19 protein-coding genes and 1 pseudogene are annotated in these 25589 nt (G+C 43.9%); 9 read left to right on the top strand and 11 right to left on the bottom strand.

The features are described 5' to 3' along the window. Positions 1–128: 128 nt before the first annotated feature. From C234_RS0113765 to C234_RS0113740, 5 genes are all read left to right on the top strand, one after another. Positions 129–1373, top strand: a complete 1245-nt coding sequence (locus C234_RS0113765) for an anaerobic sulfatase-maturation protein (protein ID WP_027326227.1) — start codon at positions 129–131, stop codon at positions 1371–1373. Between the two features lie 33 nt (positions 1374–1406). Beyond that, positions 1407–3566, top strand: coding sequence for a S46 family peptidase (locus C234_RS0113760; RefSeq protein ID WP_027326226.1), 2160 nt, complete (start codon positions 1407–1409; stop codon positions 3564–3566). Next, positions 3566–5725: a S46 family peptidase gene (locus tag C234_RS0113755; RefSeq protein WP_027326225.1), complete on the top strand. Its 2160-nt coding sequence runs from the start codon at positions 3566–3568 to the stop codon at positions 5723–5725. Before C234_RS0113760 ends, C234_RS0113755 begins: the two co-directional genes overlap by 1 nt. A gap of 201 nt (positions 5726–5926) precedes the next feature. Next, positions 5927–6223 carry a thioredoxin gene (gene trxA, locus C234_RS0113745; RefSeq protein WP_027326224.1) on the top strand — a complete coding sequence of 99 codons (297 nt, stop codon included), beginning with the start codon at positions 5927–5929 and terminating at the stop codon, positions 6221–6223. Between the two features lie 11 nt (positions 6224–6234). Then, complete coding sequence (locus tag C234_RS0113740) at positions 6235–6699, top strand: thioredoxin family protein (protein ID WP_027326223.1); 465 nt, start codon at positions 6235–6237, stop codon at positions 6697–6699. A 132-nt stretch (positions 6700–6831) separates the two neighbouring features. On the opposite strand, the gene C234_RS0113735 is transcribed toward C234_RS0113740, so the two are convergent. The 3 genes from C234_RS0113735 to C234_RS0113725 form a co-directional block, all read right to left on the bottom strand. Next, positions 6832–7470, bottom strand: coding sequence for a SagB/ThcOx family dehydrogenase (locus C234_RS0113735; RefSeq protein ID WP_027326222.1), 639 nt, complete (start codon positions 7468–7470; stop codon positions 6832–6834). A 224-nt stretch (positions 7471–7694) separates the two neighbouring features. Further along, positions 7695–8255, bottom strand: a complete 561-nt coding sequence (locus C234_RS0113730) for an NADH peroxidase (RefSeq protein ID WP_027326221.1) — start codon at positions 8253–8255, stop codon at positions 7695–7697. A gap of 36 nt (positions 8256–8291) precedes the next feature. Next, positions 8292–8705, bottom strand: a complete 414-nt coding sequence (locus C234_RS0113725; RefSeq protein ID WP_027326220.1) for a Fur family transcriptional regulator — start codon at positions 8703–8705, stop codon at positions 8292–8294. Between the two features lie 163 nt (positions 8706–8868). On the opposite strand from C234_RS0113725, the gene C234_RS0113720 reads away from it, so the two are divergent. The 3 genes from C234_RS0113720 to C234_RS16550 all read left to right on the top strand — a co-directional run bounded on the left by C234_RS0113720 (position 8869) and on the right by C234_RS16550 (position 13503). After that, positions 8869–10800, top strand: a complete 1932-nt coding sequence (locus C234_RS0113720) for an NAD(+) synthase (RefSeq protein ID WP_027326219.1) — start codon at positions 8869–8871, stop codon at positions 10798–10800. A 406-nt stretch (positions 10801–11206) separates the two neighbouring features. Next, complete coding sequence (locus C234_RS0113710; RefSeq protein ID WP_027326218.1) at positions 11207–12436, top strand: site-specific integrase; 1230 nt, start codon at positions 11207–11209, stop codon at positions 12434–12436. Positions 12437–12441: 5 nt separating this feature from the next. After that, positions 12442–13503: a site-specific integrase gene (locus C234_RS16550; RefSeq protein WP_248596509.1), complete on the top strand. Its 1062-nt coding sequence runs from the start codon at positions 12442–12444 to the stop codon at positions 13501–13503. Positions 13504–14434: 931 nt separating this feature from the next. Here the strand turns inward: C234_RS16550 and C234_RS0113695 are convergent. The 3 genes and pseudogenes from C234_RS0113695 to C234_RS0113680 all read right to left on the bottom strand — a co-directional run bounded on the left by C234_RS0113695 (position 14435) and on the right by C234_RS0113680 (position 19105). Next, the gene (locus C234_RS0113695; RefSeq protein WP_027326216.1) at positions 14435–17989 is read right to left on the bottom strand and encodes a hypothetical protein; all 3555 of its coding nucleotides are present in this window, start codon (positions 17987–17989) and stop codon (positions 14435–14437) included. A 475-nt stretch (positions 17990–18464) separates the two neighbouring features. After that, positions 18465–18635 (bottom strand): annotated as a pseudogene (locus C234_RS18100) (lysozyme); the annotation flags it as partial. Positions 18636–18676: 41 nt separating this feature from the next. Further along, the gene (locus C234_RS0113680; protein ID WP_027326215.1) at positions 18677–19105 is read right to left on the bottom strand and encodes a DUF3408 domain-containing protein; all 429 of its coding nucleotides are present in this window, start codon (positions 19103–19105) and stop codon (positions 18677–18679) included. A 707-nt stretch (positions 19106–19812) separates the two neighbouring features. Between C234_RS0113680 and mobA the strand changes: the two genes are divergently transcribed. Next, the gene (mobA, locus tag C234_RS0113670) at positions 19813–20229 is read left to right on the top strand and encodes a conjugal transfer protein MobA (RefSeq protein WP_027326213.1); all 417 of its coding nucleotides are present in this window, start codon (positions 19813–19815) and stop codon (positions 20227–20229) included. A gap of 86 nt (positions 20230–20315) precedes the next feature. Here the strand turns inward: mobA and C234_RS0113665 are convergent, their stop codons facing one another. The 5 genes from C234_RS0113665 to C234_RS0113645 all read right to left on the bottom strand — a co-directional run bounded on the left by C234_RS0113665 (position 20316) and on the right by C234_RS0113645 (position 25534). Next, the gene (locus C234_RS0113665; RefSeq protein ID WP_034536575.1) at positions 20316–20654 is read right to left on the bottom strand and encodes an RteC domain-containing protein; all 339 of its coding nucleotides are present in this window, start codon (positions 20652–20654) and stop codon (positions 20316–20318) included. A 22-nt stretch (positions 20655–20676) separates the two neighbouring features. Further along, positions 20677–20910, bottom strand: coding sequence for a hypothetical protein (locus C234_RS0113660; protein WP_027326211.1), 234 nt, complete (start codon positions 20908–20910; stop codon positions 20677–20679). A gap of 109 nt (positions 20911–21019) precedes the next feature. Continuing rightward, on the bottom strand, positions 21020–21823 hold the full coding sequence (locus C234_RS0113655) for an outer membrane lipoprotein-sorting protein (RefSeq protein ID WP_248596508.1): 804 nt from the start codon (positions 21821–21823) through the stop codon (positions 21020–21022). A 103-nt stretch (positions 21824–21926) separates the two neighbouring features. Then, on the bottom strand, positions 21927–24212 hold the full coding sequence (locus C234_RS0113650; RefSeq protein WP_027326209.1) for an efflux RND transporter permease subunit: 2286 nt from the start codon (positions 24210–24212) through the stop codon (positions 21927–21929). 26 nt (positions 24213–24238) lie between these two features. Further along, on the bottom strand, positions 24239–25534 hold the full coding sequence (locus tag C234_RS0113645) for a hypothetical protein (RefSeq protein WP_027326208.1): 1296 nt from the start codon (positions 25532–25534) through the stop codon (positions 24239–24241). Positions 25535–25589 lie beyond the last annotated feature (55 nt).

The following is a 25589-nucleotide window of genomic DNA, read 5'->3' as shown; positions in this document are numbered from 1 at the left end:
ACCGATTCGGAGTATGAAGAAACATTTTATCAATATTTAAAATTTGGTAAGTCTCTTTTCTTTAATAATACTTATAAAACAGAGAAAGAAAGGCTTTTATTTCATTTACTTTACCTAAATTTGCAGTTATGGAAAAAACTACTTATGCCCCTTTCGCGAAGCCGCTTTACGTAATGGTAAAGCCTGTGGGAGCAGTATGTAATCTTGCATGCGAATATTGCTATTATCTCGAAAAAGCGAATTTATATAAAGAAAACCCGAAACATGTGATGAGCGACGAACTTCTGGAGAAGTTTATCGATGAGTATATCAACTCGCAAACCATGCCTCAGGTGCTTTTCACCTGGCATGGCGGCGAAACGCTTATGCGACCTCTCTCTTTCTACAAAAAAGCCATGGAGCTCCAGAAAAAATATGCCCGCGGACGCACGATCGACAACTGTATCCAGACGAACGGGACGATGCTCACCGACGAATGGTGCGAATTTTTTCGCGAAAACAACTGGCTGGTAGGCGTCTCTATCGACGGACCGCAGGAGTTTCACGACGAATATCGCAAAAACAAGCAAGGAAAACCCTCTTTTGTGAAAGTGATGCAAGGAATCCGGCTCCTGAAGAAACACGGGGTAGAATGGAACGCAATGGCGGTAATCAACGATTTCAATGCCGACTACCCGCTCGACTTTTACCGTTTTTTCAAAGAGATAGACTGCCGTTATATCCAGTTTACACCGATCGTAGAGCGCATTTTTCCACACGAAGACGGACGACATCTCGCCTCTCCGACGGAAAATAAAGAAGGAAAGCTTGCCGACTTTTCGGTTACTCCCGAACAATGGGGAAATTTCCTCTGTGCTATTTTCGACGAATGGGTGAAAGAAGATGTAGGCAAGTACTACATACAGCTGTTCGACTCGACTCTTGCCAACTGGATGGGCGAGCAACCCGGCGTATGTACCATGGCAAAGACCTGCGGGCATGCGGGCGTGATGGAATTCAACGGAGACGTTTATTCATGCGACCATTTTGTTTTTCCGGAATATAAATTAGGAAACATATACAGCCGCACTCTGGTGGAAATGATGCACGGCGAACGGCAACAGCATTTTGGCAGGATGAAGTATGAATCGCTCCCCACTCCATGCAAAGAATGCGAATATTTATTTGCCTGCAACGGAGAATGCCCGAAAAACCGCTTCAGCCGGACGGCGGACGGACAGCCCGGGCTGAACTACCTATGCAAAGGGTATTATCAATTCTTCCATCATGTGGCTCCATACATGGACTTCATGAAAAACGAACTGATGAATCAACGTCCTCCCGCCAATATTATGGAGGCCCTGAAAAAAGGAACCTTGAAAATAAACAATTAATATATCTATTTTTTTAACTGCTAATAAAGAACAATGAACAGACTAAGACTTTATGTGTTGGCGCTCACAGCGCTGATAGCGTGCTCCGCAAAAGCGGATGAGGGAATGTGGTTGCTGCAATTGATGCAAGAGCAGCATTCCATCGACCTGATGAAAAAACAGGGACTAAAGCTGGAAGCCGGCGATTTGTACAATCCGAACGGCGTGTCTCTGAAAGACGCCGTCGGCATCTTCGGAGGCGGATGTACCGGAGAAATTATCTCTCCGGAGGGATTAATACTGACAAATCATCATTGCGGGTACGCATCGATCCAGCAGCACAGCAGTGTGGAACACGATTATCTGAGCGATGGATTCTGGGCAACCTCAAGAGACCGGGAATTGCCTACGCCGGGACTTAAATTCGTTTTTATCGAGCGGATCGAAGATATCACGGATATCGTGAACGCCAAAATAGCGGCTAAAGAGATTACCGAATCCGAATCGTTCGGCGGCGCGTTTCTGAAAAAACTGGCTGAAGAACTTTATGAAAAGAGCGACCTGAAAGGCAAAACGGGCATTGTTCCGCAAGCGCTTCCTTTCTATGCGGGAAACAAATTTTACTTGTTCTATAAAAAAGTGTACACGGATATCCGGATGGTGGCGGCTCCCCCTTCATCGGTCGGCAAATTCGGCGGCGAAACCGACAACTGGATGTGGCCGCGCCATACAGGAGACTTTTCCATCTTCCGCGTTTATGCGGACGCCAATGGAGAACCGGCGGAATATAGCGCAAGCAACACACCGCTGAAGACCAAAAAGCATCTGACTATTTCGCTCAAAGGAATAAAGGAAGGGAATTATGCCATGGTGATGGGATTCCCCGGAAGCACCAGCCGTTACCTTACGGTATCGGAAGTAAAAGAACGCATGGAAGCCGAAAACGAACCCCGCATACGGGTACGGGGCGCTCGTCTGTCGGTGCTCAAGGAAGCGATGAACGCCAGCGACAAAACACGCATCCAATACGCCAACAAATATGCCGGTTCGAGCAACTACTGGAAAAATTCGATCGGCATGAACAAAGCCATCGTCGGCAACGACGTATTGGGCACAAAAGCCGGACAGGAAGTCAAGTTCGCCGAATTTGCCCAAGCGCAAAACAAGGCGGAATATATCGATGTGGTAAAGAAAATCGACGAAATGGTGGCAAAAACCGCCCCTGTTAAATATCAACTGACAACTTTATCGGAGGTCTTCTACAGAGGCATCGAATTCGGTAACATCACCTTGGAAAAACTGCGGAAAGCATTGGCCGAAAAAAACGACTCGTTGATACAAGCACGCCTGAAACACCTGCCGGAAATCTTCGAAGCCATTCACAACAAAGATTACGACCATGAGGTAGACCGGAAAGTAGCGAAAGCATTGATTCCGCTTTATGCGGAAATGGTTCCAGCAGACCGTCGTCCTTCCATCTACAAAGTGATTGAACAGAAGTATAAAGGGAATTACGATACATTCATCGACGAGATGTACGACAATTCTATCTTTGCCAATCGGGCAAACTTCGATAAATTCATGAAAAACCCGTCGGTGAAGGCAATCGATGAAGACGTGTCATTGCAGTATGCGGCCTCCAAAAACGAATTATACGACAAACTTGCCGGACAATTGAAAGAGCCGAAAAAAGAATTGGACTTACTGCACAAAGCATACATCCGCGGACTGGGCGAAATGAAACTTCCCGCCCCATCGTATCCGGATGCGAACTTCACACTGCGCCTGACTTATGGAAACGTGAAATCGTATAGCCCGAAAGACGGAGTGCATTACAAATACTACACAACGGCCAACGGTATTCTTGAAAAAGAAAATCCCGAAAACCGTGAATTTGTGGTTCCTGCCAAACTGAAAGAACTAATCGAGAAGAAAGACTTCGGCCGGTACGCCCTGCCAAACGGTGAAATGCCTGTCTGCTTCCTGTCCACCAACGACATCACGGGCGGCAACTCCGGCAGTCCCGTTCTCAATGAAAACGGCGAACTGATCGGTTGTGCCTTCGACGGCAACTGGGAGTCGCTGAGCGGCGATATCAACTTCGACAACAATCTTCAGCGTTGTATCAATCTGGATATCCGCTATGTACTGTTTATTCTCGAAAAATTGGGCAATTGCGGACATCTTATTAATGAAATGACTATTGTAGAATAATGAAGAAACAAGTATTATTTACACTTTTTTCATTGGCAACCCTCAGCATCCACGCCGACGAAGGGATGTGGATGCTGACCGACCTGAAGGCTCAGAACGCGGTTGCCATGAGGGATCTGGGACTTGAGCTTCCTATCGAAGAAGTATACAATGCGAACGGACTTTCGCTGAAAGATGCGGTTGTACACTTCGGAAGCGGTTGTACGGGAGAAGTCATCTCTTCCGAAGGATTGGTATTGACCAATCATCATTGCGGTTACGGAGCCATCCAACAACACAGCAATGTGGAACATGATTACCTGACGGATGGTTTTTGGGCGATGAATCGCGACGCGGAACTTCCGACACCGGGACTGACCGTCACTTTCATCGACCGTATTCTCGACGTGACCGACTACGTCAACGAGCAGTTGAAGAAAGACGAAGATCCGGAAGGTACCAACTATCTGTCGCAAACGTACCTGAACACGGTAGCCCAACGCTTCGCAAAAGCGGAAAACATAGAAGTGACTCCTGCCACCAAGCTGGAATTGAAAGCATTCTACGGAGGAAATAAATACTACCTCTTCGTGAAAACGGTGTACAGTGATATACGCATGGTAGGCGCCCCGCCTTCTTCGATCGGCAAGTTCGGGGCGGACACGGACAACTGGATGTGGCCGCGCCATACGGGAGATTTCTCTCTATTCCGAATTTATGCCGACAAGAACGGCAAACCGGCTCCATACTCCAAAGAGAACGTTCCTTTAAAGGTGAAGAAACATTTAAAGATAAGCCTTGCCGGCGTGCAGGAGGGCGATTTTACTTTTGTCATGGGCTTCCCCGGACGTAACTGGCGGTACATGATTTCCGACGAAGTGGAAGAACGGATGCAAACCACCAATTTCATGCGCCACCACGTTCGCGATGTCCGCCAAAAAGTTCTGATGGAACAAATGCTGAAAGACCCTGCCGTACGTATTCATTACGCCAGTAAATACGCTTCTTCAGCCAATTACTGGAAAAATGCCATCGGCATGAACGAAGGACTGGTGCGACTAAAGGTACTCGACACGAAGCGGGCGCAGCAAGAAGAGCTGTTGGCTCACGGTCGTGCCAAAGGAGACGACTCTTACCGGAAAGCATTCGATGCAATACGCTCGATCGTGGCGCAACGGCGTGATGCTTTATACCATCAGCAAGCAATAAACGAAGCGTTGGTTACGGCGCTCGATTTTATGCGTATTCCCTCAACGGCAACCTTAGCCGCAGCTTTGAAAGCGAAAGACAAGCAAAAGATACAAGCGGCAACGGTAAAATTGAAAGAAGAGGGCGAGAAGTTCTTCGCTTCCGTGCCGTTCCCCGAAGTGGAACGTATGGTGGGTAAAGAAATGTTGAAAACGTATGCCGGATACATCCCTGCAACGCAACGAATCACGATCTTCGAAGTCATAAACAAACGCTTCAAAGGGGATAGCGACGCATTCATCGACGCGTGTTTCGAACACTCGATTTTCGGTAACCGGGCGAACTTCGACAAATTCATCCGAAAGCCGAACTTGTATAAAATAACCCACGACTGGATGGTGTTGTTCAAACACTCCATAACCGACGGTATATTGAACACCGCCATCGCCATGAAGGCGGCCAACGAACACTACAATGCCGCCCACAAAGTATGGGTAAAAGGGATGATGGATTTGAGACAGGAGAAAGGAATTGCCATCTATCCGGACGCAAACTCTACGCTACGCCTCACCTACGGACGGGTACTCCCGTACGAACCTGCCGACGGAATGGTGTACGAAGCACATACTACGCTGAAAGGCGTAATGGAAAAGGAAGATCCCGATAATTGGGAATTTGTGGTTCCGCAGAAGCTCAAAGAACTATATAAGGCTAAAGATTACGGACGCTACGGCAAAAACGGCGAAATGCCTGTTTGCTTTATCGTAAACACAGACAATACGGGAGGAAACTCCGGAAGCCCTGTGTTCAACAGGAAAGGGCAACTGGTAGGAACCGGATTCGACCGGAATTATGAAGGCCTTACCGGAGACATCGCTTTCCGTCCTTCTTCGCAACGAGCCGCTTGTGTGGACATCAGATACACATTATTCATCATCGACAAGTTTGCAGGCGCTTCTCATCTCATCGATGAGTTATCTATCGAAGATTAACAAATAAGGAAAAGATCGGGACGCATATTTCCGTATTCCGGGACATCGCATCATAAGCATGCCCCGATTTGCGGGAATATGCGTCTTTCTTTTTTCCCTATTTGTTTGACCGATGAACAAAAAAACGAATATCTCCGTTATATCAAAAAGAGATTTGAAATAACAGCCTGATAAGGCAAAAGCTAACTTAGAAAAAAGATTATGGAAAAATTTGAAGATTTGATAAAATCGCCGACTCCTGTTTTAGTAGACTTCTTTGCAGAATGGTGCGGCCCGTGCAAAGCTATGAAACCCGTCTTGGAAGAAGTAAAATCAATGGTCGGAGATAATGCCCGCATCGTGAAGATAGATGTCGACCAACACAGAGAACTGGCCATACAACACCGCATACAGGCAGTTCCTACGTTAATGCTTTTCAAAAATGGGAAAGCCGTTTGGAGATATTCAGGCATCATCCAAGCCAAAGAATTGAAAAATGTAATCGAACAGAATTATTAAAACATAACGATATGAAGAATATATTGGCGGGAATCACTCTCGCATTAGTTTGCGCTTTCGGCCATACGGCGCACATTCAGGCACAAAACTCGCAAAATAAAAAAGTAACCGCGACCAACAGTGAAGTAATCCAGATGGATAAGGCTATGTTTTTGAAAGAAGTATTCAACTACGAGAAATCCAAAGACTGGAAATACCAGGGAAACAAGCCTGCCATTATCGATTTGTATGCCGATTGGTGCGGTCCGTGCCGCCAAGTAGCTCCCATCATGAAGGAGTTGGCAAAAGAATATGCCGGAAAAATCGTGATCTATAAAGTAAACGTCGACAAGCAAAGAGAGCTGGCGTCGTTGTTCAACGCAACAAGCATTCCGCTTTTCGTGTTCATCCCTATGAAAGGCGAACCCCAACTCATGCGTGGCGCAGCAGACAAAGACACTTATAAGAAAGCAATAGATAGCTTCTTGTTGAAATAAGGTTAGAAAGGTTAGTTATCAGCGAATGCGGATCAATACAAAATTCTCAAGAGAAAAGAAACTCTCTGTGAGAGACTCTGTATCGATCCGCTTCTTTTGTCAGAATCTTCGATGAAGAAGACAGCAAACCGGTTACTTGAAGTATCCTACCGGATGATTCAACATCAGCATCTGCCCCTTTCGCAGTTTTAAAACCCTCTGCAAAGCGGCGTCATCCATTGTGGCACGAGGAACAGTAGCCAAATGTGCCGCCGCGCAAAACACAGAAATATTTTGCGAAACAATCCCTGCGTCCATAGCCCCTATCAATTGATAACGCGTATTGCCCGCATCTCCGAAACGGGCGATATCGCTCACCAAAACCAACGATACCGGAGCCGCTTTTACAAAATCCTGTGCTGCGGCAACCGCCCCGCGGTGATCGCCTTCGGCCACTAAATGCAGGCGGTGACTTTTGGCATCGTACAAATAACTGCCTTGAGGCAACACCACATAGATATCGACTTCTTGCTTATTCATAGCCGAAGGCGCCGTACGTTTGCCCGAAGCGGAACGATTCACTCCATTGGCCGCCCACAGCAAATCGGAAAGATCGGACAGACTCAATGCTTTCGATGCATACTCGCGTGTGGATTGACGCTCGGACAATGCTTTCATTACCGTACCTCCACGGTTCAGGTTCGGCTTAGGGAGTTCAATCACCTTATCGGCAGCAAAAGCCGCCGCAAGAGAAAACACCGAACCCAACAAAAACAGCTGTAATTTTCTCATGATCGTACTATTTTATGGTTGACAGACAAATATAACCGAAAAAATCTATTTATAAACACACTCCATAAAAATATACTAAGCACGTTTAAAGCCAACATAAAAAATGTCCGGCCAATTCTCGAAAATAAAATTTCACCTCCGCCAAGATTATAATCCGGAGCGGAGGTGAAATTGTTAACTGAGAACTTGTCAGACAGTCTCTTTAAAGTCTCTTATAAAGCTGATTATTTCTTATCACCGAAATAACGGTTGTAAAGTCCTTCAAAACCTTTACCGTGACGGGCTTCGTCCTTGCACATCTCATGTACCGTATCGTGGATGGCATCCAAATTCAAAGCTTTGGCACGGGTAGCGATTCGTTTCTTATCTTCACATGCACCTTGCTCGGCTTCCATACGTTTCTTAAGATTGGTTTTGGTATCCCATACGCAGTCGCCCAAAAGTTCGGCGAATCTTGAAGCATGGTCTGCTTCTTCAAAAGCATAACGCTTGAAAGCGTCTGCGATTTCAGGATAACCTTCACGGTCGGCCTGACGGCTCATTGCGAGATACATACCAACTTCCGTACATTCGCCCATGAAGTGATTGTTCAAATCCTTAATCATTTCCTCATCGCATCCCTTTGCGACACCGATTACGTGCTCGTCTGCAAATGCCAACGGACCGCCTTCGGTTTCTACCACTTCAACAAATTTGCTGGCAGGCGCCTTACACAAGGGACATTTCTCAGGAGCTGCATCACCTTCGTGAACGTAGCCACAAACAGTACATCTAAATTTCTTCATTTTTCTCAGAATTTTAAATTAATTAGTCAATTACGCTTATATATCTTTTCTTAAGCAATTCTTACATATACCTTTATAATAAAGGTGGACTTCCATTGCCTGATGCTCGTCTATTGCCCGACTTTCCGATTCTTTCATAAAATCGGGACAATCCAGATCGTAAATCTGCCCGCATTTTTTGCAAAGGAAGTGGGCGTGAGGCGAAGTGTCGGCATCGAAATTCGTATTCCGGTCATCAATCGTAAGCATCAATGTAGCCCCCTGCTCCGAAAACAGTTTCAAAGTGTTATAGACTGTGGTTTTCGATAATGTAGGCATAGAAGGAGACAAGGCTGTATATATTTCATCAGCCGAAGGGTGCGTTCGATGCTCTATCAGATATTCCATAATGGCGATACGCTGCATGGAAGGCTTTATGTTATGCGCCAGCAATCGGTCGTATGCTCTCATCATCTTCTTCTCTTTACAGAATTGTATTTATTACAATTATTAATTTGATGCAAATATAGAAAATCTTTGGTTTATTTGCAAACGAATCCAGTTTTTTTCGATAATACTTCGGTTGGGCGAAACTATTTCCTATTTTTGCATGAGTATCTAAAAAAAGAAGAAGATGAACTACGGATTCGTTAAAGTAGCCGCAGCTATTCCACAGGTGAAAGTGGGCGACTGCAAATTCAATGCGGAAAGAATTAAAGGCCTGATTGCCATAGCCGAAGGCAAAGGAGTAGAAATAATCGCATTTCCGGAATTGAGCGTCACGGGATATACCTGCGGCGATTTGTTGGGGCAGCAGCTTCTGCTTGAAGAAGCCGAGCGCAGGCTTATGCAAATTTTGAGCAACACCCGCCAGCTCGACATTATCGCTATCGTGGGGATGCCGGTTGTTGCCGACTCAACGGTAATCAATGCGGCCGTAGTGATTCAGAGAGGGAAAATACTGGGCGTAGCGGCTAAAACTTATCTTCCCAATTATAAGGAATTTTATGAGCAACGCTGGTTTACTTCGGCCGCTCAACTCAGTGAAGAGAGCGTACGGCTTTGCGGACAGACTATTTCCATCGGTTCTAACCTGATTTTCGAAACATCGAATGTCAAATTCGCCATAGAGATATGTGAAGACCTTTGGTCGGCGATACCGCCCAGCTCTTCGCTCGCATTGCAAGGCGCAGAGATTTTATTCAACTTATCTGCCGATAACGAAAGCATCGGAAAGCATCGGTACCTTTGTTCACTCATCAGCCAGCAATCGGCGCGTTGCATCGCAGGATACGTGTTTTCATCCTGCGGATTCGGCGAATCTACCACCGACATCGTTTTCGCCGGTAACGGAATGATTTACGAGAACGGTTCCCTTCTGGCGCAAAGCGAACGATTCAGCATGGAAGAACAGTTGATAATCAGTGAAATCGATGTGGAACGCATACGGGCGGAACGAAGAGTGAATACGACTTTCGCCGCCAATCAGGCGAATTTGGAAGGGCGCAAAGCTGTTTTAATTCCTACCGAACTCGTAAACAGCAAGGAACTGATATTGACTCGGGAGTTCGACCCGCACCCGTTCGTGCCCAAGGGATCCGAACTGGACGATCGTTGCCGGGAGATTTTCTCCATTCAGGTAGCGGGGCTGGCGCAACGGTTGGTACATATCGGGGCGAAGCAGGTGGTTGTCGGCATATCCGGCGGACTCGATTCCACATTGGCACTGCTTGTCTGCATAAAAGCTTTCGACAAGCTGAAGCTTCCGCGCAAAGGGATTATCGGAATCACGATGCCCGGATTCGGAACAACCGACCGCACTTACCACAACGCCATCGAGCTGATGCGCTCATCGGAGGTGTCGATTCGGGAAATCAGCATCAAAGAGGCCTGCATCCAACATTTCAAAGATATCGGACATGACATTCGTGTACACGACACAACGTATGAGAATGCCCAAGCACGCGAACGTACACAGATTTTGATGGACGTAGCCAACCAAACGAACGGAATAGTGATAGGGACGGGCGACTTGTCTGAGCTGGCACTGGGATGGGCTACATACAACGGCGACCACATGTCGATGTACAGCGTCAATGCAAGCATCCCGAAGACGTTGGTAAAATACCTGGTACAATGGGTGGCCGAAAACGAGATGGAAGCGACTGCGCAGACTACCCTCCTCGATATTGCGGATACGCCCATCAGCCCCGAATTGATTCCGGCGGATGCGAACGGAGAAATCAGCCAAAAGACGGAAGACTTGGTAGGCCCTTACGAACTGCACGATTTTTTCCTTTATTACTTCATGCGTTTCGGCTTCCGCCCTTCGAAGATTTTCTATCTGGCAACAATGGCGTTCAAGGACAGCTACGACGAACCGACTGTCAGGAAATGGCTTTCCATCTTCCTGCGCCGTTTCTTCAGTCAACAGTTCAAACGTTCTTGCATGCCCGACGGGCCTAAAGTGGGAAGCATCTCACTGAGTCCGCGCGGCGACTGGCGGATGCCCAGCGACGCAAGCGCCTCAATCTGGCTGAAAGATGTGGAGTTTGAAAAGCTTTAAAGCGTACCGAATCCGGTAGGCTGTGGCACTTATAAACCAATTATCGGAAGTTTCAGTTTTTTCCCACTGGGGAAACTTTTTTTTCCGTCGAGGAACTATCTTCGGAAAGGGTATTAGGTTGTAGATGAGAGGTAAGTAAATGGAAATGAGAGGGATTTGCAGTATTTCTCTATGTTCTACACAGAGGATAAAAGTGCAGAAAGCGTGGATTTGTGCAGAAGTTCCGTTACCAAATCGTTAGTCTATTCCTTGAATGGTAACGAAGAGGTAGAAGACGGTAACTGACGGAAGGCTTTTCGGTAACTTATCTTTCTGTAATTATGGTGCTTATGCTTTGATACACAATGTTTTGCATAGCTGAAAACGCTTCGATAACGGGTAACTTTGCCCATAAAAACAGAAGCGTATGCAAACAGACAAAATGAAGGTTTTGCTCTACCTTAAAAAGAGCGGATTGGACAAGTCGGGGCAAGCTCCGATAATGGGACGAATAACATACGGGCGAACCATGGCGCAGTTCAGTTGCAAGATTTCATGCGACCCCGATTTGTGGAACGCTCGTGAGAGCAGATTGAATGGCAAGAGCCGTGAAGCTGTGGCAACGAACGGCAAGTTGGAACGTCTGCTTCTCTCGGTGCAGTCGGCTTATCAAATCCTTTGCAACCGTGGTGTGGCATTTACGGCCACAGACATCAAAGAGCTGTTTCAAGGAAGTATGCAAACTCAAATCACCTTTTTGGAACGATACGACCAAATGGTCGAAGAGATGAGGCAAAAGGTGGGAATCGAGATAACGGCAACAACTTTAAACAGTTACTATACTATTCGCAAGCATCTGCAAGCCTTTATAGGGGAGAAGTTCCACACGACAGACATTTCTTTTGGTCAGCTTGAAGAAGATTTCTTGGAATGCTTGCGACACTACTCTGTTGGAAAGCTGGGACATTCACAAGGTTATTATCGCAAGATGGCTTTGGCGGTGAAGAAAGTCTGCCGTTTGGCATATCGTGAGGGCTTGACAGAGCGACAACTATTTGCTCACGTAGAGACAGAGCGAGGAGAGAACAAACAACCTCGTGCCTTGGATAGGGCTTCGTTGGATAAGTTGCTGGGATTGACCTTTGAGCCGTATGAAGTGAAGCTGGAAACCGCCCGTAATCTCTTTCTCTTCTCCTGTTATACGGGTGTTGCCTATTGCGATATGGTCGCCCTAAATCGGGAACACCTCTTTACGGATGATGAAGGGGCGTTGTGGCTGAAGTTTCGCAGGCAAAAGACCGATATGCTTTGCCGAGTGAAGCTCCTATCCGAAGCGGTTCGTATGATAGAGCGGTATCAATCGGAGGAGCGCAACACTATTTTTGCGCCTATTACTTATTCAGCTTATCTCGTTCAGCTCAAAGCCCTGCAACTTCGGGCGGGTATCTCCATTCCCCTTTCGGCACACGTCGGTCGCCACACTTTTGCTACCTTGATTACCTTGGAACGTGGCGTTCCCATCGAAACGGTGAGCCGAATGTTGGGGCATAGTAGCATCCAAACGACCGAGCGATATGCCCACGTTACCCCAAAGAAACTCTTCGATGAGTTCGAGCGGTTTCTCTCTTTCACTGAAAACCTAACCTTAACCTTGTAAAACTTATGCGCAGTACATTCAAAATCCTATTCTATATCAATAAGAACAAGACCAAGGCGGACGGCACAACGGCAATCCTTTGCCGTATCACCATAGACGGAGCGAACGTGGTGATAACCACAGGCGAAAGCACCACTCCCCACGATTGGAGCGTGAAGCGAGGGGAGACAACGGACAAGAAGACCAACCAACGCCTGCAAACCTTTCGGGAAGAAATCGAACAAGGGTACAACACCTTGCTCTACAAATATGGAGCGGTCAGTGCCGAGCTTCTGAAGAACTACTTGCAAGGCATCGGGAGAACTCCGACAACACTTCTTGCCCTTAGTACAGAAGAACTCAAAGCCCAACGAGAAAGCAAGAGTGAGGGAACGTACAGCAACAATCGAAGTTCCGACAGACAACTCAACGCCTTTGTGCGAAGTCGTAGCGAGGTGGATATTCCCCTAACAGCTCTCACGATGGACTTCTTTGATGATTATCGTTTCTATTTGAAGAAGGAGGGTTATGCCCCTGCAACGACAAACAGACATTTATGCTGGTTGAGCCGATTGATGTACCGAGCCGTCAGTCAGGGAACAATCCACTTTAATCCATTCGAGGGGGCGAAGTATGAAGCCGTAGAGCGCAAACCTCGTTTCCTGAGCAAGGGGGAGGTGGCAATGCTCTTGGCATTCCCGTTGCAAGAGGAAGGGGCGGAACTAAGCCGAAGAATGTTTCTTTTCTCCGTCTTTACGGGCTTGGCTTTTGCCGACTTGCAGAGCCTGCGAGTTTCGCAAATCGAAACGAATAGCGAGGGGAAGCGGTATATCCGCAAAGCAAGACAGAAAACGGAGGTGGAGAGTTTGATACCCCTGCATCCGATAGCGGAGCAGATTCTTTCGCTTTACACAAAGGAGAAAAGCAAGGGGGATTATAAGATATTCCCTGACACAATGAGCAAAGGCAAACTATCCACCCACCTTAAAGCCGTTGGTTGGGCTTGTGGCATTCGCACTCCGCTGACTTGGCATGTCGGAAAGCATAGAGAAATTCGTAAATATCAAATAACCAGTAGATTAGTTTGATTATCAATAAGGGATGGTAACGATAAGGAAACCAGTGAGCTTCTACACTCTACCTCATTTTGCCATTTCAAAGAACCACTTTGTCAGTTACAAAGATAAGAGTATGTCGTGAGAAAAAAGAATTTTCTCTGAGTTATTTTCGTAAAGCTGTCCATTGGGGCTGCTTTTTGTTTTTCGGGTATTCTATTCTTATGATAAAATGCAGTCTCCGGAGACTGCGTTTTCTGTTTTCGCCTAGTTTCTCTGTCTGCACATCCTCCACTTATGCCCATATATCATGTCGGGATCGGTTGTTTGTTGTCAGCGGCAAAGGTAGTTCCGGGCTTTTACGGACAAAAAAGGTCGGAGCGGCAAGCCGTTTAGAAGACAATCTCCACACTTCCATTTCATTGCAGGTAGTATTCTCGCCGTAAAACCTTGTTTGTCCTAAGCCCGACCTTTTTACGCCACTGAAACGAAAACGACCGACCCGACGGAAAGACGCATAAAAAAAATGTTGGATATGCGAGAAGCAGGGAAAAAGAAAAGTTGAAACTCAAACTCCCTCACCTCTGGAATCCGCATAAAATCAGACAAGATGATTTTTTCCGAAGTAAGGACGGGACAGATAACCGTTTAAGAAGAACAGACGGAGTAAAGCGGTCGGAAGATTTGTCGACTGCTCTTTTCTTTCGTGAGCTCTGGGCGGACAAAGAGAGGAGCAAAAGTCCCCCAATGAAAAGCACCTCGTTACTTTTGACAGTGAGTTGAGACGACTCAAAAGTAACAAAAAGCTAATTCCTCCATTCAACTATTCTTTATGTTTCATATCTATGAAATCAACATTATCTCTCATATCTAGAGTCACGATATTTTTATGTATCTCCAAAAGTCCTTGCCATTGAAAAGATTAAGGAGTTCTATGTGCCTGCTCAGAATCATCTCATTCATTTTATATATTTTTCATTCCAAACATAACTTTAATCACTTCCTTGTAAGCATGTCCAAACTTCTTTTTGTCTTTCTCGGTCATCTCCAATTCCCATTTATTCATCACATAATACCGAAAGGAAGTACATCGTGTTACAATGTCTCGTCCTTTTCTTATATAAGTTTGGTAACCATACAGAAGATTATGGAATTTCCGAAAGTCCTTATACGACCACGACGTAACTAATATCATCATGTCATAATCTACTACCAGCAAATCTCCAATTTCATCAATATGTTCTCGCAGAATCTCACTTTCAAGTATTCGCTTGTGCAACTGATGCTGCATTATATAGTTAATCCCACGCACGCCAAATAATCGACTATTAATAACAATTATTGGGTGTACTATTACCTTTCCTTTCCCATAATACTCCTTCCAAGGGGCTTTTCCTGTGAAGAAATCCTCCATGTTGTTTACCAATTGTGGTAAGCCTTTGTTTCCACCCGTTTTCCCTTTCTCTTTATTGAGGCGATCATCAATAAAATCCATCATCTGATTCATATCACCTCCATCTGCGATTTTTCTATGAACCCTCATGTCTTTATATTCAAACATAAACAAATGATGTCGTGTTTTGATAGCAATATCAGGTGCTGATTGTTGCGCCGCAAAACAATGCTTATTGTAGATTTGAATACGCTTGTCGCCTATCATAAGTTTCACCAACTCATAGAACAATTTCTCCTCCGAGAAATCTTTTGTTAACAAGTTCATAATGGTTTTTTCAGAATAAACCAGTTTTAATTCTTCTTTCACACTCCACCAAAAGCCATCGAACAATAAATGCGTATAGTACGGTTGCGATACTATTAGGTATTCTTCTTCGGACATCTTCAGCACAGGATACTTTCTGAAACAGGTATTATCTAGCAACTCCTGCTCGGCAAAGATTGTATCCATCTTGTTTACATCCCATATATCAATACATTTATCTGCAATATATGTAGTAAACTCATCCCATAATCGTAAAGCATTAGTTTGTTTATAGTCTTGGCGATGCACACAATATAGACCTTCTTTAAAATTCTTTTTATCGTGATAAACAGCCAAAGGCATTTGCGCCAACAATATATAACTGAACTCATTCTGGAATCCATAATTATTCACGACCCTTCTGATGGCTTCACCCACCTCTTTGTGTTCTTTCCCAAATTTGGTTAATGCCACAAACTTAAGAATCTGTGCTTTTTCCAGTTCCTTCTTATTCTCACCAAATAGATCGATATTCAGTACATCTTGCTGCATAATAATCTTTGCATCTCGAATATCTGTGTCACCATCTATCCTTACCAAGATTTCCTTTTCACGCTGCATCTCCATACTGTTCTCCAGCAAAATGGCTTTCAGCAACGCTTCGTATGCCTCAAAACTCTCACCTATACCCTCTCTTTCATTGGGAAGTCTCAATACTTTTATTAATAGACGATAAAGTGCTCGATGATTAATCAATGTCAGCCAAGTACTATCAAATTTTTCCTCTAGTGCTTTCAATCGGCGAAATAGTTGCTCGACTTCAGACCTTTCCCTATAGTTTTGGAACATAACCAGAAGCCCATGTTTCGCTTCCATTGAAAAGCTATCAAAACAGTCCACACTAATCATGTGAACTACGCCTTCTATCAGCCATCGTTTGTTGATGCCTGTAAGGTATGTCTCCAAATCTTCTACTTGTCCATTAAACAAGTCTGCGTATTCTACTGTCTTGGTAACATAAGAGTGATGTCCCAATAGTTCAGGTTGTTTGGTTATTGCACTCATTATATCTATTCTCAACTCTTCACCGTCCAAAAGTCTTTCACCTGCCATATACCTACTGAATGACATGGTCTGATTCATAACATTTGTCATCATATCGCCAATATTAATTGTCGCGAGGTCAAAGGTTGTTTGCTTATAGTAGCGAGTAAAGTATTTTAGGAATCCGTCCTTTTTAAAGTTGCCCTTATAAAGGGTAAGAGTTCCTAGATCCATTAATATCAGCGGGCATATTCTCTCGTAATCAATTCCCTGACGAGTGCACTCTTCACGCATCTTTCTCTGCAAGTAGTTTTTCCAGCCTGCATCTACTTGTCTTGCATCAGCTAATACCAGTACCATAAATATTCTGCTATCTCTATCTATGTTCTTATCCCAAGCAAATTCTCCTTCCAAAATCCTCTTAGCATTCCTAACAAGCTGTCCTACACCCTTATAACGCCATTTGTTTTTCTTAGTATCCAGATAGCCCACAAAGTCTTTGTCAACTTCATTCAAGAGTATCTGCATGGTTCCTTCTGCCTTGACCTCTTTGGGTATTTTAACATCCTTGCATTCAAACAGTATAACATTCTTTCCGTCTCGAATATAAAAATCTGGAGGAGAACTCAACTTCTTCTGGGGAACTACATTCCTACATTCATCGTCAGCAAGCGAAAACCATCCATGTGTGTTAGTTATTTCTTTCAGGCAATTTACCAATATAGTCTTTTCCGAAAACTCTGTTGTAAAGATTGTATTAAACCCCTGCATATTATCAGGGTACTTACATTTCCACAAATCATTGAATATGAAATATAGCCCATCAAACATCCTATAAATCATAAATGAAACATCTATGACGGCATATTCGTGAGGTGCTATCTTAATAAATGGTTTCTCTCTAAAAGTTTGATAATCCACATTATCTTCCAAGGGGATGACTTCATGAATGTCAATGGAATCTCTATCCACTATCTGCTCAGATAATAATTCTTCTTCATCCCTAAGTCGTTCAAAGTTGATAACACCGGTTTTATCTCTGGCTAAAGCTAAAATGCTCCAATATGTTCTCAAATAATATTTCCATGATGTAAGACCGTATACTTTTAGAAATTCATCATATAGGTCTTTGAGTTGAGGATGCTGGGACACAAAATTGAAGAACTTAACAGTTCGGATATTCTGATTCCTAACCAATTCATTAATATCTGATTCCTGATTTATAAAGTCATTATACGCAAACCTCGACATCAAAAGACAGGCTAAATACAATTCTAAATCATTCTCTTGTTTGTATGGTGATTCCCCTTGATTTCTGTTAAGGGTAATTTCATTGGCTATCAAAAAAGCAGTGTATAAATTTTTCTCTAATTGCGCAATGTTATCAGAACCATCACTTTCTGGCATAGCCATGATGTATTTCAGCAAAAGCAGCGGTGTCTCGCTGCCAGTTGCATATTCCATCGGTTGTTGCTTTCTTTCTGTCTCCAGTGCGAAATAGGCTTTATACCTATGGATTGCACCAAGTAACTGGTCTAAATTATTAGGACCAAAGAAGAATCTCGGCACATCAATCTGAGTCGTTTTCTCATCTCTGAAATCAGGATTATAGAAAGGTTTACCAACCAACTTATTCTGCATATTTGAAACTAACCTGATAGCCCAAATACGCGGTAATCCAGCAAGGAGTTTTTCGAGAGGATACATTTCTCCATTTGGGTACAATTGTTTGTACCCAACAATTCCTGTCAGCTCTCCTTTATTATATATAGCCATCTTATTTTAGAATTTTAATATGTATATTTTCTTATACCTCGCTGTCATCTTTGAATTCCCCAATAAACAACATCAAATAATTGTTCATAGAAGCCATTAGAGCAGTTTTATTTTAGAAACACATCACACTTCATCAAACTATGTTTTACCCTATAGGGATAGTAAATTCAGTCCTGCTTTGTGGAATTTGAAATGCTTATTCTCTTACTGAAACATATAGTCATTCTTCTTTTGATTCCTCTTCTTTTTCAGTACAAAAAGGAAGTTCTTTACCGAAAGTTCTCACTTTTTATAAGACCTTTCAAGTATTAATTTTCGGCTTATACATTCAAATTATAGCTTATTCTGCAAAGTTACTCACACATAATGAGAAAGACGAAGAAAATGGAAAGAAAACGCCCCTTGCGGAGCATAAAAATGTAGCAAGAGGCGTTTTTGATAATCAAGGCATATAAAACAGGGCAAACTTCACTTTTCACCGTTTGACCAGTCCTCTGAGGATCTTGCTCTTGTATCAGCAGAAAGAGACAAATTCACGGTAGAAATTCCTGTCGCCCGACTCTATCTTCCGTAGCAATCGGTTTTTGGGATGTTTGCCGTATCCGAGCAGCCTGGCCGTCCCGATGTTGTAGGACAAAGACGGCAAGGAGAAAAACAGTTCCATTTAAAACATCTGAAGATAGGGATTTACAGCAGCTTTCTAAATTTTATCTCAGCTAATTTGTTGATTTCATCTTTATAGGTCTCAAGATGATGCAGGATGATGTTCTCCACATAGATGCCGATAGTCATATCTCTATTCCTCATAGACATGACTATCTCCGCCAACGTGTCCTGCAACTCTTTGGCAATATAGATGGTCTTGCGGTTTCTCAAGGTGTTGCGACAGATGAAAAGCGACTCATAATCGCCTTTGTCTGCCTTTCGCCTTTCTCGTCTTGGAACTCTTGAAAAATCCTTTGACATAGACTCGTCATTGGGACGTTCCGATTCAACAAACTGCCCTTCTGATTGAGAGCATTTCATCTCGCTCTCTTTTCTTTTCATGGGAATACCCTGTGAAATAAGTTCTCGGGTGGCAATGGGATCTACCTTGCTGTTTTGGTTCTCTGTCATACTTACTTAATTTTATTGTTATGCAATTTACTGTTCATTTCATTGTCGGTATATTTACCGATGAAGATGAATATGTCCGCTATCAATGATATGCCCAATAATCGGCTTGTACCGATAGAGGTACATCCTTTCATTCATCCCCTTTCTGTGGAGATGTTCATTAGTGCCCATCAATACAATCGAACGATTGTATCTGCTTTCGCACATTCCCACGTTCGAATAAGGGAATCAAGGAAATGTTCTTTGATATACCCCCTCGCTTATACTGCTCATCGAATCGTGATGTTATCGAAGACACATACCCTCACCGACATATTCGACAGTGCAAATATATGGCTCGGTGATGCTGTAATCAGCGTGATTTCCTTTGGTGCGTACTTGTGGCTTCGATTTGGATACTTGTGGCTTCGTCTCTCCTAATAGCTTTGGGTACAAGAGATCGTAACTTTGCAGTAAGCGATAAGTCGGTATTTCATGGCTTTGAAAACATACCTTTCGGGAGAATAGCATATCGTTCTTCGGAACGAATTTATTTGCGTCGGAGCAAATAGCAAGGTATGTTTTATGCAGCACGACTTCGTTTTTGCAGCATAAAACCCTTACTCTTGCAGAGGGCAGAAAAACTCCGAAGTCGTTTTTCTTGAAAGTGAGAATGCAATGCCTCAAATGCCGGTGATGTCGTGAAACACTAAAATCCAAAGTAAGAAATGAAAATGAAGAAAATTCGGAGCTCACGCTCCAAAGAGAAGACAGAAAAGCGTGTTTCGGTCAATTTCACGCCGACGGAATACGCTCATTTCCTCACGATGAAAGAGGAAAGCGGTGTGCCAAGTCTGTCACTATTCATCAAGGCAAGGGTCTTTAACGAGACTTTCCGAGTGATAAAAGTGGATCGTTCCTTGCTTGACTATTATCAAAAACTGACGACTTTGTACGGACAATTTCGCAGTGTCGGAGTGAATTACAACCAGACAGTTGTCGCTTTGAAGAGCAACTTTACTGAGAAAAAAGCCTTTGCGATGCTTGCCAAGTTGGAGAAAATGACGTTTGAATTGGCAATAATTGGAGGTGAAATCGTACAACTCACCCGTGAGTTTCAGGAGAAATGGCAACATCGGCAGTAACCATTTTACATCGTACTGTTCTTTATGGATGAAAAAATCAGGCTTCCATCTCGTTTGGGGAAGCCTGATTGATTATTTGCATGCAATTACCGTTTTTTGAATTTTCCGCCTTTCAAGTCGCTCTCTACCATTCGTTTGTTCAGTTTCTCTCGGAGTTCATCAAGGAAATAGGTGCGGCTGTCATCTTTGCGACACTTTATATTCATATAGATGTTGTAGCAGTTCTTGATTTCTACTCCGAAAATGTTAGAAAGAACCTCTGCCAGTTCCTCTACTCCGATTTCTCCATTGTTGATACAGTTACAGGTGTCAAGAGCATAGAGTAACTCCACCAAGTCCACGATTTTGCCCGTCCAACGGATTTCACCGATGGACTTCGATTGCGGACTCGGAGGTGACAAAGACAATAACCCTTGTACCCGCATATTCCACAATTCTAATTCTGTATCAATAACATGCAACAACTCCGACACATTTTTTCCCCATTTCGGCAGTTAAGCCGTTTTCTACTTTGATTGCCTGTAAATGGAATCTTGTGTGGTGTAAAGTCCGGAATAAGGAGATAGGATTCTTGTCTGTTTCACTAAGATTTATAATCTCTTCAATAAGGGATGTTGTTGCTTCTGTAGTATTTTCCGAGAGAAGCATCCCGAAAGTTTCCTTGCCAATAAGTCTTTTCATTTTCGGAGAATTTACTATTTGATATTTATACTTGGAATTAATGCACAAAACCTCCACCTGTTACAACTTCTGATTGCAACAAATGGAGGTAGAATGGAAAAGAGAAGTTTTACTTGCCTTGTTCCAGTGTGCGAGTGGTGAAATAACTGTCCGAAATTGAAGGGGTGAACTTAATAACGTTGTTATTCAATACCGACTTTCTTTTATTTTTCAGATTAATCATTGTCATTTCCTTGAAGCGGTACTTATGGTTCTTTGTATCCACTTCGGCAATTGCAGAGACGGTCATCTCCTTTTCTTTCTCACCGGCAAGATTATAATAGGTAGCCTTGCGAACAACGAAAATCCGTTTATCGATATAGGAAATTTTCTTTGAGAAACCGTTTTCATTGGCAATAGTCTTGTTTTTAGGTATGATTTCCAAGACATAACAATCATGTCCATCGACTTTCTGCTCAGTCAAGAATTTATAGTCGAAATCTTCGACAGCAGGTGTGGACATATCGGCGTAAGAAAACTCAGACCCCATGAAACTCTTTGCATTTTCAGAACTCACAATGCGTCGGGTTTTACGAAGGGCTGGCATATAAATCCACTTGTCGTCGTTCTTCTTCAAATAATCGAACGATAGAAACCCGGTGCCTTTCACATCAGCAGGCTCGGTAAACCGAATGAGTTTCTTTTCCAGACTCCCATTCTCGTAGAGTTTACTGACGATAGTCATCTTGCGAACCCGTTTATCTCCCGACGGACTGTAAATAGTCATGGACGATTGTGTTTCCATCCCGGCAACACGAGTGGTTTCAATGGCTTTCTGCTGTACTTGTTGGGGAGACAATCCTCCCTGTGCATGAGCAACATTTGCCCACATGGTTGCGATTGTTATAACCGCCGATAAAAAAACTTTCTTCATTGTATTTATTGTTTGATGAATATTCGTGTATCAATCTTCTTTGAAAAGCTCATAAGCTTTTGACTGTTTCTTTTATTGCTTTTATCCTTTCAGTCCTTTTAAGTTATTTGCAATGGATTTTCTGTCTCAAGAATTTCGGTTTCAACACCATACATAGCGCAGGTACGAGCAGCACTGCGGCAATGAGGCATACGAAGATGATGGTCACCATCATCATTCCGAAAAAGCGGACAGGCAGGAAGCCTGAAAAGAGCAGAACTACAAATCCGATAATAACGGCAATGGCATTGAATACGATACCGCGTCCCGTTGCCTTGAACAAGCGATGTACAGCCTCCTTATCGTCGTAACCCGCACGTCGTTCCTCCCGATACCGCCAGACAACATGAATCGTATAGTCCACGCCGACTCCAATAAGGATAGAGGCTTGGAAGGCGGTCATAAAGTTCAGGTCGATACCAAAATATCCCATCAGTCCGAAAAGCATCAACATGGCAAACATGAGTGGAACGATTTGCAGTAATCCTGCCTTAAATGAGTTGAAACCGAGGGATATAATGATAAATACAACAACGAGGGAAATCAACAAAGAAAGGAACTGCCCGTTTACGACATGCTTGTCCATATCCGTGAATACATCGGCATTGCCACCAACAAGTTTCACATTGGGGTCATCTTTTACCATTTCCTTGATTTGAGCAACACATTGTCGCAATACCGGTGTGTTCAATTCCTTGAAACGAATCATCAAGAGAGCTTTCTCAAAATTGAAATCCACCATCTTTTCCAAATCCCTCTGACTGCCGCTCATCAGATACAACTCGAAGTATTGTGATACGGCATCGTAGGTGTCGGGGATTTTATCATAACCTTCTTCGCCTTTGTTATAGAGAGCACGGCTGATCTGACGTGTAACTTTCGCGATAGACTGCGTTGTTCCCACTTCGGGAATTTCTCGCACCTTTTTCTCCAAATCATCAATTTTCTTCAACAAGGCAGGGTCTTTGATGTCGCCTTCGAATACGACACAGAAAGGGAAAAAGCCCCCCAATTCCTTATTGATAATTTGTGCAGACTCCTTGGCTGGATGTCCGTCAGGGAACAATTCGGCGGGATTTGAATTGATGCTGAAACGCAATAGTCCGGCTGCTCCGATTAGAGAAATGACTACAAACAAAACCAAAATAGTCTTGGGCTTTTTCGTTACCCAATTGGCAATAAAATCCAACAATCTGTCCAACCCTATTCCTCTTTTGTTTTTAGGATTGTCATCCGCTCTCAATCGAGGCTTCGTTTTGGGAAGTATTGAACTTAATGCTGGGATAAAGAACAGACTGCCAATCAAGGCAAGTCCAATACCAATACTGCCGAGGACGCCCATCTGCCCACCGGGAATCAGCACATGTCCCAACATACAGAGCAACCCTGCAATGGTTGTCAATCCGGACAAAATGATGGGAGCACCGAGACTTGTAACCATCTTGACAGACAGCTCTTTGGGAGTATAATTGTTTCCGGGAAGATTGTCTCTTTGGTAGCGAGCAAACATGTGTATGCCGTAGGAATTGGCAGTGGCTATCAGTAATACTACTAAAATAATGGTCGTAACGGCAAACTTCCATCCCAACAAAGGTGTTGCTCCCAATGCCGTGAATATCGCCATAACCACAATTAGAATGGGAAGCCATACGCCTCTGAACTGTCGGAAGCTGATAAAGAGAAAAACCATCATTAACAACAATCCGAGAGGAATGAGCCGAGCCATATCCTTCTGCATCATTCCCGCATTCTGCATCCGCATATACGGAGAGCCACCCAAAAGAACTTTCTCTGCGCCGGGATATTTGGCAATCATTGCCTCCACTTGGTCTATTACGTCCTTGTCTTTTGCTCCGGGTTCAAGCAATCCAATAATGGCTGTGGTCGTAAAATCTTTGGAGACTACGCTTCCATAGACAAGGTCATTACCTGCAAGTCCCTTTTTGATAGTGGCAACTTCTTCAGCAGTCCGTGGAATCATTTTCACGGCCGCATCAACGGTCATTGCGTCATTTTCGCTGCGGACATTTTTCAATTCAAAGACAGACATTACCCGTTCTATGCCTTTGATGTTCTGCATATCCTGCGAGAAATGCTCTACACGTTCCAACGTCTTGTCGTTTACGACATCATCCGTCTGTACGACAATCATCACCATATCCGTTCCTCCAAACATCTTTTCTATCTGTTTTTGGTTCATACGGGAAGGCAAATGCTCCGGCAGATAGGTAAGCAGGTCGGGATTAAAACTTGCATTCTTCATCTGAAAGCCCATGAAGGCTGTCAGTGCAAGAAAGAACACGATGACCGCCCAGCGGTATCGTATCACAAATTCAGCTAACTTCTTCATTCGATATTATTTTGAGATTAGATAATCTAAAACGAAACTTTCAACTCCGTAAAAACCGAGTTCTTGGTCTTTTCCAATATCCCAAACAGGCGGTCGTCCGGTCCGTAAAACAACTGACCTCCCACCGTGAGTGTAACGGCATCGGCTATGGCATAGCGAACCTTGGGTTGGAAGAAGTATTCTTTTGTACTGAACTGGCACAGTCCGAGCAGTTCTACGTTCAATGTTTCGTGGAGTAATGACAGTGCAGGTCTGACCGAAACCGAATGATTCCAACGCTCGTGCTGCGTGAAGACGATACGATTCAGCGAGTTAAGTTTCCGTTCCATCGGGTTGCCTTTGATGTCAGACTTTAAGTCCGGAATATACTTACCTATATATTGCACAATCAAGCTGAAAGCATCCCAACTTCGGTCAATCCCTATTGTATATTCCATCTGCTTGTTGGGAACAGAATAGATGGGATTATTGCCTTTGTCGGGGAGTGAACAGGCAAACTCGCCTCTTAATCCGTAGTTGCCCAATGAGGTGGAAAAGTCCATTCCGACAACATGCACCCGATAGGGCTTTTGCGACAAAAGGATTTCAGAAGGAGTCTTCTCATAAGCGATGCCGGGAAATTTATGTAACCCGTTGTAATAGGAAAGAGAGAGGTCGAAAGACGGTTTTTCCAAATCTATTTTCACTCCGAAAGACTGGTCTTTCCATCGGTAAGGCTGTTTTTCATTCTTCCATACAATCCCATCTCCCATAGGCTTTCCGATGAATGGGAACAATGACGATTTGTAAACGGGTATCCAATCCACTTCGATACGGAACGGATAAGGATTAAAGACTCCTTTCACGATAAAATTTCCCAGACGTTTATCGTCTTCCTCCGGTGAGAATACACAAAAGTCTTGGGGTGTAACGTTATTGGTCGGATTGAAACCGTCTGCCCGTCCCCAGAGAACGATTTGCTCACCCACACGAAAATCGAACTTGCCAAGATTAAGATTTACATAAGCCTCGCGGATGTCGAACTTATGATTGTTGTTGCCATCGGCTCTGTAACGGACTTCCGAAAAGGCGGAAGCATTCATGCCGATGGGAACTTCCAATTTCAAGGCACCCTCTCCGTAGTAATTGCGTATTTCTTTTTCTCCTCCGAAAATTCCTGCACGGAGATAACCATTGATTTTAATGCGATTATCCGACGAAATCTCTTCTGTCTGGAGAGAGTCTGTTTCATTCGGAGATTGCGCATAAACAGAAATACCGGAAAACAATGAAAAGATTGTTACTCCGGCAAAAAGCTGAAACTTAAATGTCGTTATTTTCATTGCCTGATGTTTTGCAGGCAAAGTTCGAAAGATTGCTTAGGGTAAAATAACCCTT

The sequence above is a fragment of the Bacteroides pyogenes DSM 20611 = JCM 6294 genome (genome assembly GCF_000428105.1).
GTDB classification, from domain to species: domain Bacteria; phylum Bacteroidota; class Bacteroidia; order Bacteroidales; family Bacteroidaceae; genus Bacteroides; species Bacteroides pyogenes.
This window is presented reverse-complemented; position numbering and strand designations above follow the sequence as displayed.